Below are 15,549 nucleotides of genomic sequence, written 5' to 3'. Positions count from 1 at the left end.
GCCCGCCCCCCCCCCCCGGGCCCCCCCCGCGCCCCCCACCCGCCCCCCGCCGCCCCCCGCCGACCCCCCCGGCCGCCCCCCCCCCCCCCCCCCCCCCCCCCCCCCCCCGGTCGACCCGGGGAGCCGCTGATGCGCATCGGGCTGGTGTGCCCCTACTCGTGGGACGTCCCCGGCGGCGTCCAGTACCACGTGCGCGACCTCGCCGAGACGCTGCGCGGGCTGGGACACCACGTCGAGGTGCTCACCCCCGCAGAGCACGAGGAGAACCTGCCGGCCGAGCACGTGACCTGGGCCGGGCGGGCGGTGCCGGTGCCGTACAACGGCTCGATGGCCAGCGTGTCCTTCGGGCTCGTCTCCGCGGCCCGGGCCCGCCGCTGGCTGCGCGAGGGGCACTTCGACGTCGTCCACGTGCACGAGCCGGCCTCGGTCTCGCTGTCGCTGCTCGTGTGCATCATCGCCCAGGGGCCGATCGTGGCGACGTTCCACGCGGCGACCACGCGCTCCAAGGTGCTGGCGGCGCTCGGGCCGTGGGCCCGGCCCTGGCTGGAGAAGGTCGACGGCCGGATCGCGGTCTCCGACTTCGCCCGCCGGGTCCAGGTCGAGCACCTGGGCGGCGATGCCGTGGTCATCCCCAACGGCGTGCACGTGCCGGCCTTCGCCGACGGGCCCTCGCTGCCCGGTCACCGGCGCGGGGAGGGAGGCCCCACGATCGGCTTCCTGGGTCGCTACGACGAGCCCCGCAAGGGGCTGCCGGTGCTGCTGGCGGCGATGCGGACGGTGGTGGCAGCCCATCCCGGAGCCCGGCTGCTGATCGCCGGCCGCGGCGACCCCGACGAGCTCACCGAGCTGGTGGGCGACGACCTCCGCCCGCACGTCACGCTGCTCGGGGAGGTCGACGAACCGGCCAAGGCGGCGTTCCTCCGGTCGATCGACGTCTACTGCGCGCCGAACCTCATGGGGGAGTCCTTCGGCGTCATCCTGCTCGAGGCGATGGCCGCCGGGGCGCCGGTCGTCGCCAGCGACCTGGACGCCTTCGCCCGGGTGCTCGGCGGCGGGGCCGCCGGGGTGCTGGTTCGCCGCGGCGACTCCGCCGCGCTGGCCGCGGCGCTGAGCGGGCTGCTGGCCGACCCGGTGCGCCGCGACGCGCTGGTCGAGGCCGGTCGGCGGGTCGTCGCCGGCTACGACTGGTCGGTCGTCGCCCGCCGGATCCTCGCCGTCTACGAGACGGTCGCACCCCCCGGCGGGGCGGCGGTCACCGCCTCCACCGAGGACGACGCCGCCCTGCTCGGGCACGTCGCCGGCGACCTGGGTGAGCGCGTCGCGCCGCCATGGCCCTTCCGCCGCCGGGTCCGCCGCTAGCCTGAGGTCCCATGACCACCGCCACCGAGCTCCTGCTCGCCGTCGCCGTGCTGGCGGTGCTCGCGCTGGCCTGGGCGGTCTGGACGCTGACCCGGCTGCGGCGGCTGGCCGGGCGGGTCCGCCGGGCGCGCGAGGTGCTCGACGCCGCGCTGCTGCGGCGGGCGGAGCTGGCCGCGGCGCTGGCCCGCGAGCGGGCCGACGAGCTCGGACCCGAGCTGGCGACCGCGCTGGCCAGGGCGGCTGCCGGGGCCCGTGCCCCCACGGCGGGTGACCGCGAGGCCGCGGAGAACCGGCTGGGCGCGCTGCTCCGCCGGGTGCCGCCGGCGCTCCGCCCGCCGGAGCTGCAGGACACCGGGATGCGGGTCGGGCTGGCCCGCCGCTTCTACAACGACGCCGTGCGCGACACCCTGGTGCTGCGCCGCGGCCGGCCGGCCCGGGTGATGCGGCTGCACGCCGGGCGGCCGCTGCCGCGGTACTTCGACATCGACGACGGCCTGGACGCGGTGCTCACCGGCCCCCCCGCCGGGGTGGCCTCCGGGGCCGGGCGGACGTCCGGCTGACCCGCCGTACGCTGGGCCGTCCGCGCTCGACGACCTGGAAGGCCACCACCGTGACCTCGTCCGACCCCCAGCACCAGCCCGGCACCGGCACCGACCGGGTCAAGCGCGGCATGGCCGAGCAGCTCAAGGGCGGCGTGATCATGGACGTCGTCACCCCCGAGCAGGCGAGGATCGCCGAGGACGCCGGCGCCGTCGCCGTCATGGCGCTCGAGCGGGTGCCCGCCGACATCCGCGCCCAGGGCGGCATCGCGCGGATGAGCGACCCGGACATGGTCCAGGGCATCATCGACGCGGTCTCCATCCCGGTGATGGCCAAGGCGCGGATCGGGCACTTCGTGGAGGCGCAGGTGCTGCAGAGCCTCGGCGTCGACTACATCGACGAGTCCGAGGTGCTCACGCCCGCCGACGAGGCCCACCACATCGACAAGCACGCGTTCACCGTGCCGTTCGTCTGCGGCGCCACCGACCTCGGTGAGGCGCTGCGCCGCATCGCCGAGGGCGCGGCGATGATCCGCTCGAAGGGCGAGGCCGGCACCGGCAACGTCGTGGAGGCCACCCGGCACATGCGCGCGCTGCGCGCCGGGATCAAGCGGCTGGGCACGCTGGACGAGACCGAGTTGTTCGTCGCGGCCAAGGAGCTGCGCGCCCCCCACGACCTCGTCGTCGAGGTCGCCCGCACCGGGAAGCTGCCGGTCGTCCTGTTCACCGCCGGCGGCATCGCCACCCCCGCCGACGCGGCGATGATGATGCAGCTGGGCGCGGAGGGCGTCTTCGTCGGCTCGGGCATCTTCAAGTCCGGCGACCCGGCGCAGCGCGCGGCGGCGATCGTCCAGGCGACGACGTTCGCCGACGACCCCGACGTCATCGCCAAGGTCTCCCGCGGGCTGGGCGAGCCGATGGTCGGCATCAACGTGAGCACGCTGCCGGAGTCCCAGCGGTACGCCACCCGCGGCTGGTGAGCGCGCCGGTCATCGGTGTGCTCGCCCTGCAGGGCGACGTCCGGGAGCACCTGGCGGCGCTGACCGCCGCCGGCGCCCGGGCGGTGACGGTCCGCCGCCCCGAGGAGCTGGCCGCCGTCGACGGGCTGGTGCTGCCCGGCGGCGAGTCGACCACGATGGCGAACCTCGCCCAGCGGTTCGGGCTGCTCCAGCCGCTCCGGGACGCCGTCCGGGCCGGGCTGCCCACCTACGGCTCCTGCGCCGGGATGATCCTGCTCGCCGACCGGGTGCTCGACGCCCCGGCGGGGCAGCAGACCATCGGCGGGCTGGACGTCACGGTGCGGCGCAACGCCTTCGGCCGGCAGATCGACTCCTTCGAGGGCCTGGTGGAGATGAGTGACGTGCAGATCGCCGGCGTCGACGGGGGCCCCGTGCACGCCGTCTTCATCCGCGCGCCGTGGGTCGAGCAGGCCGCCGACGGCGTCGAGGTCCTCGGCCGGGTCGTGGGCGGCCCGGCCGACGGTAAGATCGTCGCCGTCCGCCAGGGATCCCTGGTGGCCACCAGCTTCCACCCCGAGCTCACCGGTGACATCCGGGTGCACGCGTCCTTCGTGGAACTGGTGCGGGCAGCCCGTGCCCGGGACCAGCGTTCCGACGGCGCCATCGCAGGCGTCGGCAGTGGAGGGGGTAAGTCGTGAGCGGCCATTCCAAGTGGGCGACGACCAAGCACAAGAAGGCCGGGATCGACGCCAAGCGCGGCAAGCTCTTCGCCAAGCTGATCAAGAACATCGAGGTGGCCGCCCGCACCGGCGGCGGTGACCCGGCGGGCAACCCGACGCTGTTCGACGCCATCCAGAAGGCGAAGAAGAGCTCGGTGCCCAACGACAACATCGACCGCGCGGTCAAGCGCGGTTCGGGTGCCGAGGCCGGCGGCGTCGACTACCAGGGCATCACCTACGAGGGCTACGCGGCGGCCGGGGTCGCCGTCCTCATCGAGTGCCTCACCGACAACAAGAACCGGTCGGCGATGGAGGTGCGCACCGCGATGACCCGCAACGGCGGCACCATGGCCGACCCGGGCTCGGTGTCCTACCTGTTCTCCCGCAAGGGCGTGGTCGTGGTGCCGGCCGCCGGCCACACCGAGGACGACGTGCTGCTGGCCGTGCTGGACGCCGGAGCCGAGGAGGTCCGCGACCTGGGCGACACCTTCGAGGTGGTCAGCGAGCCCGGTGACATGGTCGCCGTCCGCACCGCGCTGCAGGAGGCCGGCATCGAGTACGACTCCGCCGACATGGGCTTCGTGCCCAGCGTGCAGGTGGAGCTCGACGTCGACGGCGCCGCCAAGGTGTTCAAGCTGATCGACGCCCTCGAGGACCTCGACGACGTGCAGAACGTCTACGCGAACTACGCCGTCTCCGACGAGGTCATGGAGCAGGTCACCGCCGACGCCTAGAAGGACCCCGCTGCCCCCGCCACTCGCGGGCTCGCGGCGGGGCCCTGCAGCGGGGCCGACGGCTGATGGCGTGTCGCCGCCGTCTCCGGCCCGCACCCGGTTAGCGTCCCATCGAACAGGTGTTCGTGCGATGGTGGGGGAGTGGGCATGCGCGTGCTCGGCATCGACCCGGGTCTCACCCGCTGCGGGTGGGGGGTGGTCGAGGGGCGGCCCGGTGCCCGGCCGGTCTCCCTGGGGGTCGGCGTCGTGCGCACGTCCCCCGACCTGGACCTGGAACTCCGGCTGCTGGAGGTGCACACCGCCGTGACCGCGCTGCTGCGCGAGCACCGGCCCACGGCCGTGGCCATCGAGCGCGTCTTCACCCAGAACAACAAGGGGACGGCGACCGGCACCGCCCAGGCCGCCGGGGTCGCCGCCCTCGCCGCCGCCCAGGCCGACCTCCCCGTCGCCTGGCACACGCCCAGCGAGATCAAGGCCGCCATCTCCGGCAACGGCCGCGCCGACAAGGAGCAGGTCACCCTCATGGTCACCCGGGTGCTCGGGCTGGCCAGCCCGCCCAAGCCGGCCGACGCCGCCGATGCGCTGGCGCTGGCGATCTGCCACACCTGGCGCGCCCCCGCCCAGCACCGGCTGCGCACCGCGGCGCTCGCCGGGGGCATCGGCGCGCCGCTGCCCGGCGCCCGCACCGTGCCGCGCTGGACGGGGGTGTCGGCCCGATGATCGCCTCGGTCAACGGCCGGATCGCGGCCGTCTCGCCCGACGGCGCGGTCGTCGAGGTCGGCGGGGTCGGGCTCTCGGTGCAGTGCACCCCGGGCACGATCGCGCGGCTGCAGGTGGGGGAGCAGGCGCGGCTGTCGACCAGCCTCGTCGTCCGGGAGGACTCGCTCACCCTCTACGGCTTCGCCGACGACGACGAGCGCCAGCTGTTCGAGCTGCTGCAGACCGCCAACGGCGTCGGTCCCCGGCTGGCCCAGGCGGTGCTGGCGATCCACCCGCCCCGCGAGGTGCGCCGGGCCGTGTCGATGGGTGACCTCAAGGCGCTGATGCAGGTGCCGGGCATCGGCAAGAAGGGCGCCGAGCGGCTGGTGCTGGAGCTGCGCGACCGCCTGGGCGCGACCACCGTCGACACCCAGCTCGACGGTGGCCCGCTGCCCGCCGGGCTGGCCCCGGTCACGCCGGTCGCTCCGTGGCGCGACCAGCTCACCGCCGCGCTGGTGGGGCTGGGCTGGTCCAGCCGCGAGGCGGAGACGGCGCTGGCCGCGCTGGAGCCGGTCGCCGAGGAGCAGCAGGCGGCCGGCGGGGTGCAGGTCGCGGTGCTGCTGCGGCAGGCGCTGCAGATCCTGGGCCGCTCGTGACCTCGCCGTTCGACCGGTCGCTGACCGGGGAGGCCGCCGAGGGGTACGGCCGGGACTTCTCGGTCGAGGCTCAGTCGCTGCCGGGGTCGCTGTCGGGTGGCGCCGGTGACGAGGAGCGGGTGGTCGAGTCGGCCCTGCGCCCGCACTCGCTGGCCGACTTCATCGGCCAGCCGAAGGTGGCCCGCCAGCTCGACCTGGTGCTGGAGGGCGCCAAGCGCCGCGGCCGCCCGCCGGACCACGTGCTGCTGTCCGGCCCGCCCGGACTGGGCAAGACCAGCCTCGCGCTCATCATCGGCTCCGAGCTCGGCACGGCGGTGAAGATCACCAGCGGCCCGGCGATCGAGCGGTCGGGTGACCTGGCCGCGATGCTGTCCAACCTCGGCCACGGTGACGTGCTGTTCATCGACGAGATCCACCGCATCGCCCGCCCGGCCGAGGAACTGCTGTACATGGCGATGGAGGACTTCCGGGTCGACGTCGTGGTCGGCAAGGGGCCCGGCGCGACCGCCATCCCGCTGGAGATCAACCCGTTCACCCTGGTGGGCGCCACCACCCGCGCCGGCCTGCTCACCGGCCCGCTGCGCGACCGGTTCGGCTTCGTCGGGCAGATGGAGTTCTACGAGACCGCCGACCTGCAGCGGGTCCTCGCCCGCAGCGCCGACCTGCTCGGGGTCGAGCTCACCGACGACGGCTCGGGAGAGATCGCCGGCCGCTCGCGGGGCACGCCGCGGATCGCCAACCGGCTGCTGCGCCGGGTCCGGGACTTCGCCGAGGTGCGCGCCGACGGCCGGATCACCCGCGACGTCGCCCGGTCGGCACTGGCCCTCTACGACGTCGACGAGCTCGGCCTGGACCGGCTGGACCGGGCGGTCCTCGATGCGCTGGTGACCAAGTTCGGCGGCGGCCCCGTCGGGGTGGCCACCCTGGCGGTCGCCGTGGGGGAGGAGCCGCACACCGTCGAGGAGGTCTGCGAGCCCTTCCTGGTGCGTGCCGGACTGCTGGCCCGCACGCCCCGCGGACGGGTGGCCACCGAGGCGGCCTTCTCCCACCTGGGGCACCCGCTGCCGCGTGGGGGACTTGCGCTGCACGGGGGTGCTGCGCCCGCTGGGGGCACAGGTGACCCGCCGCCGGACGGGGCGTCGTCACAGACCCTCTTCGACGCCTAGACTCCTCGGCGCTGGCGCGCAACCCGGACCAGCCGGGCGACGCGCCTCGCCCCGGGGCCACTCCGCGCGGGTGGGAGTGCGCCGGCGCCGATGTACCCGAGCGGCCCTCCCGGGCCGCACCGACCGCGCGACCTGCCGCGGTAGAGAGGCTCACCAGTCGTGGAACAGCTCTTCCCGTTCGTCCTGCTCGCCCTCGCGTTCGTCCTGCTGATCGTGCTGCCGGCCCGGCAGCGCAAGAAGATGCAGGCCAACGCGCAGGCCCTGCAGGAGTCGCTGACGGTCGGCACGCCGGTCATGCTGACCAGCGGCATCCACGGCACGGTCGCCGGCCTCGGTGAGGGGACCATCGACCTCGAGGTCGCCTCCGGCGTCGTGATCACCGTCGCGCGCCCCGCGGTGATGGAGGTCCGCACGCCGGCCGCTCCGGCCGACGGCGCCCCGAACAGCTCCGGCGGGACGGTCGACGGCGACGGCGACCCCACCGACCGCACCCGCTGACCCGGGCCCATGGCTGCCCGCCAGCTCCCTGCGCGCCGCTACTTCGCGGCCTTCCTGCTGATCGTCGCGGGGCTGTACGCGCTGGTCTTCCTCACGGGTGACCAGCGCACGCCCCAGCTCGGCCTGGACCTCCAGGGCGGCACCACCGTCACCCTCACCGCGCGCACGCCCGGCGGCGAGGCCCCGGCCCGCGAGGACCTCGAGCTCGCCCGGCGCATCATCGAGCAGCGCGTCAACGGCCTGGGCGTCGCCGAGGCCGAGGTGGTGACCGAGGGTGACAGCAACATCGTCATCTCGGTGCCCGGTGACGACGGCGAGCGCGCCCGCGAGCTGGGCACGACCGCGCAGCTGCGCTTCCGCCCGGTGCTGCAGGCCGAGCCGGTCATGCCGCCCGCCGAGGACGCCGCGCCGACGGAGGACCCGGCCGAGGAGCCGGCTCCGGAGGAGGGCGCCGCGCCGGTCACCCAGGAGGAGGCGGCCGCGGAGTTCGCGACGCTCACCTGCGACGACCAGACCACCGACATCGACCGGCCCGACGACCACATCGCCGCGTGCGGCGAGGACGGCGCCGTGAAGTACCTGCTCGGCCCGTCGGTCCTCGAGGGCACCGACGTCACCGACGCGACCGCCGGCACCCGCGCGGGCACCGGCGAGTGGATCGTCGACCTGTCGCTGAACAACTCCGGCGCCGACGCGTGGGCCACGTACACCACCGCGAACGTGGGCAACAGCGTGGCGATCACCCTGGACGGCCGGGTGGTCTCCGCGCCGACGATCAACAGTGCCATCGTGGGTGGCAGCACCGAGATCAGCGGCAACTTCACCCAGGCCGAGGCGACCGAGCTCGCCAACCAGCTCAAGTACGGCGCGCTGCCGCTGACGTTCGAGCAGGCGACCGCGCAGTCGATCTCCACCCAGCTGGGAGAGGAGCAGCTGCGGGCCGGGCTCATCGCCGGTGGCATCGGCGTCGCCCTGGTCTTCGTGTACGGGCTGCTCTACTACCGCCTGCTCGGGCTGGTGATGATCGCCAGCCTGGTGCTGTCCGCGGTCGTCGTCTACGGCTGCCTGGTGCTGCTCAGCCGCGAACTGGGCCTGGCGCTCAGCCTCGCCGGCATCGCCGGGTTCATCGTCTCGATCGGCATCACCGCCGACTCGTTCGTCGTGTACTTCGAACGCCTCAAGGACGAGGTCCGCGAGGGGCGGTCCCTGCGCAGCGCCGTGCCCCGCGCCTGGGTGCGCGCCCGCCGGACCATCCTGTCCGCCGACGCGGTCAGCTTCCTGGCCGCGGCGATCCTCTACTGGCTGGCCATCGGTGACGTGAAGGGCTTCGCCTTCACCCTGGGCCTGTCGACCGTCCTCGACCTCGTCGTGGTCTTCCTCTTCACCCACCCGCTGATGGCGGTGCTGAGCCGGGTCAGGTCCTTCGGCTCCAACCGGTTCTCCGGTCTGGGCCAGGTCGACCGCGGACGCCGCACCGCGCCGGCGACGGCGCGCGAGCCCGAGCTGGTCGGCGCCGGCAGCAGCACGAACGGGAGCACGCGATGACCACCCCCCGGGACGACGCCGACCAGGCACCGGTGCCGGTCGGCTCCGCCGCCGACGAGTCCGTCGACGAGTCGGCGGTGGCCACCGAGGCCACCGAGGAGAGCGTCGGGGACCAGGCGCTCGCCGACGCCGGCCTGCCCGCGGAGGGCGGCGCCGCGGCCCGCCCGCACCGGGCGTCGCTGGCCCACCGGCTCTACAACGGCGAGGCCGGCCTGGCCGTCGTCGCCAGGCGCCGGTTCTGGTTCCGGGTCACCGCCGTCGTCGTGCTGCTGTGCGTGCTGGCGATGGGCGTGCGCGGCTTCAACTTCAGCATCGAGTTCGCCGGCGGCAGCAGCGTGCGGGTGCCGGCCACCAGCGAGCAGCTCGCGGACGTCCGCGAGGCCGCCGAGGGAGCCGGGGCCGAGGTCTCCAGCGCGCAGGTGGTCGGCGGGGACTCCGTGCTGCTGCGCACCAGCGAGCTGGACAACGACACCGAGCGGGCCGTCGTCGACGCCGTGGCCGAGGCCGCCGGCGTCGAACCGTCGGCGGTCAGCCCGCAGTCGGTGAGCGCCGACTGGGGCAGCGACGTCACCAACCAGGCGCTCATCGCGCTCGCGGTGTTCCTGGTCGCCGTGGTCGCCTTCCTCGCGGTGCGGTTCCAGCCCAAGATGGCCGTCGCGGCGATCGTCGCGCTGCTGCACGACATCCTCGTCACCGCCGGCATCTACGCGCTGGTCGGCTTCGAGGTCTCGCCGTCCACGGTGATCGGTCTGCTCACCATCCTCGGGTTCTCCCTCTACGACACCGTCGTCGTGTTCGACAAGGTCGACGAGAACGTCAAGGACCTGGACAAGAGCAGCCGGTCGACCTTCACCGAGGCCTCGGACCTGGCGGTCAACCAGACGCTGATGCGCTCGATCAACACCTCGGTCATCGCGCTGCTGCCGGTCGCCGGGCTGCTCTTCGTCGGCGCCGGGCTGCTGGGTGCCGGCACCCTCAAGGACCTCGCGCTGGTGCTGTTCGTCGGCCTGGCGGCCGGTACCTACAGCTCGATCTTCCTGGCCACGCCGGTGCTCGCCGAGCTCAAGGAGCGGGAGCCCGAGCAGCAGGCGCTGCGCAAGCGGGTGCTCGCCCGCCGGGCGGCCGAGGCGCGCAGCGCTGGCCAGCCGGCCGGGCCGGTCGCCAGCGCCCGCCGTGGCGGGTCGAGCGGGCGGTCGTCGGTGGCCGTCGCGGAGGGGCCGGGGACCGAGCGGCCGGGGGCAGGGCGGCCGGGGACGGGGCGCACGGAGACCCTGCCGGGCCGGCCGGTGGCCGACGTGCAGGTGGAGTCGCCGTCCTCGGTGCAGGCCGCCCCGCGGCAGCCGGGGACCGGCCGCGGTGGCGCGACGGCCCCGCGTCCGGGGCAGCGCCCGGCGGGCAAGAAGCGCCGGTGACCGCCGGGCCTGCGCAGACGCCCGCCGCCGGGACGCAGCTGCCGATCGCGGAGCTGGTCGCGTCGGTCGCGGTCACCATCCCGGACTTCCCCGAGCCCGGGGTGCTGTTCCGCGACCTGACGCCGGTGTTCGCCGACGCCGAGGCCTTCCGCCGGGTCGTCGACGCGTTGGCCGAACCGGCCGGGGTGGACCCGCGGGCGGCGGCGCTCGGCGGCAGCGACGGCTCCGGAGGCGCCCCGGACCCGGGCTTCGACGTCGTCGCCGGGGTCGAGGCGCGCGGCTTCCTGCTGGCCGCCGCCGTCGCGGTGCGCACGGGTACCGGGGTGGTCCCGATCCGCAAGGCCGGGAAGCTCCCGCGCGAGCGGGTGTCGGCCGACTACGCGCTGGAGTACGGCACCGCGACCCTCGAGCTGCACACCGACTCGATCCGCCCCGGCCAGCGCGTGCTGCTGGTGGACGACGTGCTGGCCACCGGCGGCACGCTGGCGGCGGCCGTCAACCTGCTGGAGCAGCTGGGGGGTGTGGTCACCGCGGTCTCGGTGGTGATCGAGCTGGGCGTCCTGGGCGGTCGCCAGCGCGTCGCGCCGCACCCGGTGCACTCGCTCTGGACGACCTGAGCCGCGGGCGCCGGATGACATGATCGGCGGGTGAGCCCAGCAGCTGAGGAGTCCGCGACCCGGTTCCGCTCCGTCTACCGGCACGGCTTCGCGCGGGTCGCCGCGGTCACCCTGCCCGTGACGATCGCCGATCCCGCGGCCAACGCCGCGGCCGTGCTGGCGCAGGCCCGGGAGTGCTCGGCCGAGGGCGTCGCCGTCGCGGTGTTCCCGGAGCTGTGCCTGTCCGGCTACTCGATCGAGGACCTGCTGCTGCAGGACCCGCTGCTGGACGCGGTCGAGGCGGCCCTCGCCGACGTCGTCGCCGGGTCGGCCGACCTGACCCCGGTGCTGGTGGTCGGGGCGCCGCTGCGCCACCGCAACCGGGTCTACAACACCGCGGTCGTCGTGCACCGCGGCCGGGTGCTGGGCGTCGTCCCGAAGTCCTACCTCCCCACCTACCGGGAGTTCTACGAGGCCCGGCAGCTGGCCTCCGGGGTCGACGCCGCCGGCGAGGTGCACACCGTCGCCGGGCAGCCGGTGCCCTTCGGTCCGGACCTGCTGTTCGACGCCGTCGACGTGCCCGGCCTGGTGCTGGCGGTGGAGATCTGCGAGGACATGTGGATCCCGGTCCAGCCCGGGGCCGAGGCGGCGCTGGCCGGGGCCACCGTGCTGGCCAACCTCTCGGGCAGCCCGATCACCGTCGGGCGGGCCGACCAGCGGGCCACCCTGGCGCAGGCGACGTCGATCCGCTGCCTGGCCGCCTACGTGTACGCGGCCGCCGGGCAGGGGGAGTCGACCACCGACCTGTCCTGGGACGGGCAGACGATGGTCTGGGAGAACGGTGTCCTGCTCGCCGAGTCCGACCGCTTCCCCGACGGGCCGCGCCGGTCGGTGGCCGACGTCGACCTGGACCTGCTGCGCGCCGAGCGGGCGCGGATGGGCACCTTCGACGACAACCGGCGCGCGCTGGCCGGCCGGCTGGACCACCGCCGGGTGGAGTTCCGGCTGCAGCCCCCGACCGGGGACCTGGGCCTGCGCCGTCGGCTGGACCGCTTCCCGTTCGTGCCGGCCGACCCCGCGCGGCTGGCCCAGGACTGCTACGAGGCCTACAACATCCAGGTCGTCGGGCTGGAGCGGCGGCTGGCGGCGATCGGCTGGCCGACGGTGGTCATCGGGGTCTCCGGCGGGCTGGACTCCACCCACGCGCTGATCGTCGCCGCCCAGGCGATGGACCGGGCCGGCCGGCCGCGCAGCGACATCCTGGCGTTCACCCTGCCCGGGTTCGCGACCGGCGACGAGAGCAAGGCCAACGCCGTCGCCCTCGCCACGGCGCTGGGGGTGACGTTCGAGGAGATCGACATCCGCCCCGCGGCCACCCGGCTGCTCACCGACATGGGTCACCCCGCCGGCCGCGGCGAGCCGGTCTACGACGTGACCTTCGAGAACGTGCAGGCCGGTCTGCGCACCGACTACCTGTTCCGGCTGGCCAACCAGCGCGGCGGGATCGTGCTCGGCACCGGTGACCTCTCGGAGATCGCGCTTGGCTGGTCGACCTACGGCGTCGGCGACCAGATGTCGCACTACAACGTCAACGGTGGCGTGCCCAAGACGCTCATCCAGCACCTGATCCGCTGGGTGGTGTCCTCCGAGCAGTTCGACGAGCCCGTGCTGCGCACCCTGGAGCGGATCCTGGCCGCGGAGATCAGCCCGGAGCTGGTCCCGGCGGGCGCCGGCGAGCCGGTGCAGAGCACCGAGGCGCAGGTCGGGCCCTACGCGCTGCAGGACTTCACCCTCTTCCACGTGCTGCGCTACGGCATGCGGCCCTCGAAGATCGCGTTCCTCGCGCTGCACGCCTGGGCCGACGCCGAGGCGGGGGAGTGGCCGGCGGGCTTCCCCGCGGACCGGCGGGTGTCCTACCAGCTGGCGGAGATCCGGCACTGGCTGGAGGTCTTCTGCCGGCGGTTCTTCGCCTTCAGCCAGTTCAAGCGCTCGGCGATGCCCAACGGCCCCAAGGTCTCCGCCGGGGGCTCGCTCTCGCCGCGCGGCGATTGGCGCGCGCCCTCGGACGCGACGGCCCGGGTGTGGCTGGCGGAGCTGCAGCGCGAGGTCCCCGAGGGGTGAGCCACCCGGCCCCCTGTGCCCGACCCACCCACCCCGGGGGGCACGACCGGCCGGGCCCGCCCGGGCGCGGCTAGCATGGGATGGGTCCCACCCTCCTCAGCAGGCAGGAGCACTCGTGGCCGGTGACGTCGCCGCACCGCAGACGTCCGACGCGCCCGCCGTCGAGGCGGAGCCGCCGCGCGCGGCGCTGCCCGAGCGGCCGGTCGTCCGTCGTCCCGACGACGTCGCGCCCGAGCCCGGCGGGGACGCCGAGGCGGTACCCCGCCGGCGGGTCCGAGACCGGCTGGCCCGCCGCATCGTCGCCGGTCAGCGTTCCACCGGGATCCGGCCGGTGCTCGAGCCGCTGGCCGTGCTGCACCGGCAGAGCCATCCGAAGGCCGACCTGCTGCTGCTGCAGCGGGCCTACGACGTCGCCGAGGAGGCGCACGCCCCGCAGAAGCGGAAGAGCGGCGACCCCTACATCACCCACCCGCTGGCGGTCGCCACCGTGCTGGCCGGCCTCGGGATGGACACCACCACCCTGGTGGCCGCGCTGCTGCACGACACCGTCGAGGACACCGGCGTCACGCTGGACACCATCCGTGCCGACTTCGGCCCCGAGGTGGCCCACCTGGTCGACGGCGTCACCAAGATCGACCGGGTCAAGCTGGGTGACGCGGCGCAGGCCGAAACGATCCGCAAGATGATCGTCGCGATGTCCCGCGACCCGCGGGTGCTGGTGATCAAGCTCGCCGACCGGCTGCACAACATGCGCACCCTGCGGTTCCTCCCACCGGAGAAGCAGGAGAAGAAGGCGCGCGAGACGCTGGAGATCCTCGCCCCGCTGGCGCACCGGCTGGGCATGAACACCATCAAGTGGGAGCTCGAGGACCTCGCGTTCGCCACGCTGTACCCCAAGCGCTACGACGAGATCGTCCGGCTGGTCGCCGAGCGGGCGCCGTCCCGGGACACCTTCATCGCCGAGGTGACCAGCCAGGTCACCGAGCAGCTCAAGGCGTCCAAGATCGAGGCGACCGTGACCGGGCGCCCCAAGCACTACTACTCGATCTACCAGAAGATGATCGTCCGCGGGCGCGACTTCACCGACATCTGGGACCTGGTCGGCATCCGCATCCTGGTCGAGTCGGTGCGTGACTGCTACGCCGCGCTGGGCATCATGCACGCGCACTGGCAGCCGGTGCCCGGCCGGTTCAAGGACTTCGTGGCGATGCCGAAGTTCAACATGTACCAGTCGCTGCACACCACGGTCATCGGCCCGCAGGGCAAGCCCGTCGAGCTGCAGATCCGCACCCACGAGATGCACCGCACCGCGGAGTACGGCATCGCGGCGCACTGGAAGTACAAGGAGAAGGCGCGCGCCGGCGGCGGCAAGGCGGACCTGGTGCCGACGCCCGGCGCGGCGGGCGACGACATGCTGTGGCTGCGCCAGCTGCTGGACTGGCAGCGCGAGGCGCAGGAGCCGGGTGAGTTCCTGGAGACCCTGCGGTACGACCTGGGGCCGCAGGAGGTCTTCGTCTTCACGCCCAAGGGCGACGTGATCAGCCTCCCCGGTGAGGCCACCCCGGTCGACTTCGCCTACGCGGTGCACACCGAGGTCGGCCACCGCTGCATCGGTGCCCGGGTCAACGGCAACCTCGTCTCCCTGGACAGCAAGCTGTCCAACGGCGACGTCGTCGAGGTCTTCACCTCCCGCTCGCCGACCGCCGGCCCCTCCAAGGACTGGCTGTCGTTCGTCGGCTCGTCCCGGGCGCGCACCAAGATCCGCCAGTGGTTCACCAAGGAGCGGCGCGAGGACGCCGTCGAGGCGGGCAAGGACGCGCTCACCAAGGCGATGCGCAAGGCCGGCCTGCCGCTGCAGCGGCTGCTCGGCGGGGAGGCGCTGGCCACCCTCGCCGCGGATCTGCACTTCAGCGACGTCAGCGCGCTGTACGCGGCGGTCGGCGAGAACCAGGTCTCCGCGGCGTCGATCGTGGAGAAGCTGCTGACCGCGCTGGGCGGCTCCGAGGGTGCCACCGAGGACATCGCCGAGACGGCGATCCCCACCAAGCGCACGGTGGCGCGCACCGCCAGCGGCGACCCGGGCATCGTCGTGCACGGCATGACCGACGTCTGGGCAAAGCTCGCCAAGTGCTGCACGCCGGTGCCCGGCGACGACATCCTGGGCTTCGTCACCCGCGGTGGCGGCGTCAGCGTGCACCGCACCGACTGCACCAACGCCGCTGACCTGCAGAGCAAGCCCGAGCGGCTGGTGGAGGTCGACTGGGCCTCCCAGCCCGGCGCGGTCTTCCTCGTGGCGATCCAGGTCGAGGCGCTGGACCGGCACCGGCTGTTGTCCGACGTCACCCGGGCGCTGGCCGACGAGCGGGTCAACATCCTCTCCGCCTCGGTGCAGACCAGCCGGGACCGGGTGGCGATCAGCCGGTTCACCTTCGAGCTGGCCGACCCCGCCCACCTGGGTGCGGTGCTGCAGACGGTGCGCAACGTCGACGGCGTCTTCGACGTCGAGCGCGTCACCGCGTGATGACAGCCGCGGGAGCATCGCAGGG

General features: G+C 74.3%; 14 protein-coding genes. All 14 read left to right on the top strand.

Translation table 11 applies throughout. The annotated features are described in order from the left end of the window. Positions 1-129 precede the first annotated feature (129 nt). The 14 genes from ACI79A_RS14840 (at position 130) to ACI79A_RS14775 (ending at position 15,524) form a co-directional block, all read left to right on the top strand. Complete coding sequence (locus ACI79A_RS14840; RefSeq protein ID WP_457084429.1) at positions 130-1,359, top strand: glycosyltransferase family 4 protein; 1,230 nt, start codon at positions 130-132, stop codon at positions 1,357-1,359. A gap of 11 nt (positions 1,360-1,370) precedes the next feature. Next, complete coding sequence (locus ACI79A_RS14835; protein ID WP_457084427.1) at positions 1,371-1,919, top strand: hypothetical protein; 549 nt, start codon at positions 1,371-1,373, stop codon at positions 1,917-1,919. 50 nt (positions 1,920-1,969) lie between these two features. Beyond that, positions 1,970-2,878: a pyridoxal 5'-phosphate synthase lyase subunit PdxS gene (pdxS, locus tag ACI79A_RS14830; RefSeq protein ID WP_457084425.1), complete on the top strand. Its 909-nt coding sequence runs from the start codon at positions 1,970-1,972 to the stop codon at positions 2,876-2,878. Further along, positions 2,875-3,555 (top strand): pyridoxal 5'-phosphate synthase glutaminase subunit PdxT, encoded by a 681-nt coding sequence (pdxT, locus tag ACI79A_RS14825; RefSeq protein WP_457084423.1) that lies wholly within the window; start codon positions 2,875-2,877, stop codon positions 3,553-3,555. The genes pdxS and pdxT overlap by 4 nt, the downstream gene beginning before the upstream one ends. Beyond that, the gene (locus ACI79A_RS14820) at positions 3,552-4,310 is read left to right on the top strand and encodes a YebC/PmpR family DNA-binding transcriptional regulator (RefSeq protein ID WP_457084421.1); all 759 of its coding nucleotides are present in this window, start codon (positions 3,552-3,554) and stop codon (positions 4,308-4,310) included. Before pdxT ends, ACI79A_RS14820 begins: the two co-directional genes overlap by 4 nt. Positions 4,311-4,457: 147 nt before the next feature. Then, positions 4,458-5,030: a crossover junction endodeoxyribonuclease RuvC gene (gene ruvC / locus ACI79A_RS14815; protein ID WP_457084419.1), complete on the top strand. Its 573-nt coding sequence runs from the start codon at positions 4,458-4,460 to the stop codon at positions 5,028-5,030. Continuing rightward, positions 5,027-5,665 carry a Holliday junction branch migration protein RuvA gene (gene ruvA, locus ACI79A_RS14810; protein ID WP_457084417.1) on the top strand — a complete coding sequence of 213 codons (639 nt, stop codon included), beginning with the start codon at positions 5,027-5,029 and terminating at the stop codon, positions 5,663-5,665. The genes ruvC and ruvA overlap by 4 nt, the downstream gene beginning before the upstream one ends. Then, positions 5,662-6,831, top strand: coding sequence for a Holliday junction branch migration DNA helicase RuvB (gene ruvB / locus ACI79A_RS14805; RefSeq protein WP_457084415.1), 1,170 nt, complete (start codon positions 5,662-5,664; stop codon positions 6,829-6,831). Before ruvA ends, ruvB begins: the two co-directional genes overlap by 4 nt. Before the next feature lie 159 nt (positions 6,832-6,990). Continuing rightward, positions 6,991-7,329: a preprotein translocase subunit YajC gene (gene yajC / locus ACI79A_RS14800; RefSeq protein ID WP_457084413.1), complete on the top strand. Its 339-nt coding sequence runs from the start codon at positions 6,991-6,993 to the stop codon at positions 7,327-7,329. 9 nt (positions 7,330-7,338) lie between these two features. Continuing rightward, positions 7,339-8,874, top strand: coding sequence for a protein translocase subunit SecD (gene secD, locus ACI79A_RS14795; RefSeq protein WP_457084411.1), 1,536 nt, complete (start codon positions 7,339-7,341; stop codon positions 8,872-8,874). Then, entirely contained in the window at positions 8,871-10,286 is a 1,416-nt protein-coding gene (secF, locus tag ACI79A_RS14790) for a protein translocase subunit SecF (protein WP_457084409.1), read from the top strand. The genes secD and secF overlap by 4 nt, the downstream gene beginning before the upstream one ends. Then, complete coding sequence (locus tag ACI79A_RS14785; protein WP_457084407.1) at positions 10,283-10,903, top strand: adenine phosphoribosyltransferase; 621 nt, start codon at positions 10,283-10,285, stop codon at positions 10,901-10,903. Before secF ends, ACI79A_RS14785 begins: the two co-directional genes overlap by 4 nt. A gap of 30 nt (positions 10,904-10,933) precedes the next feature. Further along, positions 10,934-13,003, top strand: a complete 2,070-nt coding sequence (locus tag ACI79A_RS14780; protein ID WP_457084405.1) for an NAD(+) synthase — start codon at positions 10,934-10,936, stop codon at positions 13,001-13,003. Positions 13,004-13,118: 115 nt separating this feature from the next. Next, a complete protein-coding gene (locus ACI79A_RS14775) occupies positions 13,119-15,524 on the top strand; it encodes a RelA/SpoT family protein (protein WP_457084403.1) in 2,406 nt (801 codons plus the stop codon). Positions 15,525-15,549: the final 25 nt, after the last annotated feature.

It is taken from the genome of Modestobacter sp. SYSU DS0657 (assembly GCF_054050925.1).
The sequence above is the reverse complement of the archived record's forward strand: the minus strand, read 5'-3'. Positions and strand labels throughout refer to the sequence as shown.

What these genes read in the sequence shown, in the direction of transcription:
- ACI79A_RS14840 (WP_457084429.1), top strand. Translation starts at nt 130, where the DNA reads ATGCGCATCGGGCTGGTGTGCCCCTACTCGTGGGACGTCCCCGGCGGC.
- ACI79A_RS14835 (WP_457084427.1), top strand. Translation starts at nt 1,371, where the DNA reads ATGACCACCGCCACCGAGCTCCTGCTCGCCGTCGCCGTGCTGGCGGTG.
- ruvC (WP_457084419.1), top strand. Translation starts at nt 4,458, where the DNA reads ATGCGCGTGCTCGGCATCGACCCGGGTCTCACCCGCTGCGGGTGGGGG.
- ruvA (WP_457084417.1), top strand. Translation starts at nt 5,027, where the DNA reads ATGATCGCCTCGGTCAACGGCCGGATCGCGGCCGTCTCGCCCGACGGC.
- secD (WP_457084411.1), top strand. Translation starts at nt 7,339, where the DNA reads ATGGCTGCCCGCCAGCTCCCTGCGCGCCGCTACTTCGCGGCCTTCCTG.
- secF (WP_457084409.1), top strand. Translation starts at nt 8,871, where the DNA reads ATGACCACCCCCCGGGACGACGCCGACCAGGCACCGGTGCCGGTCGGC.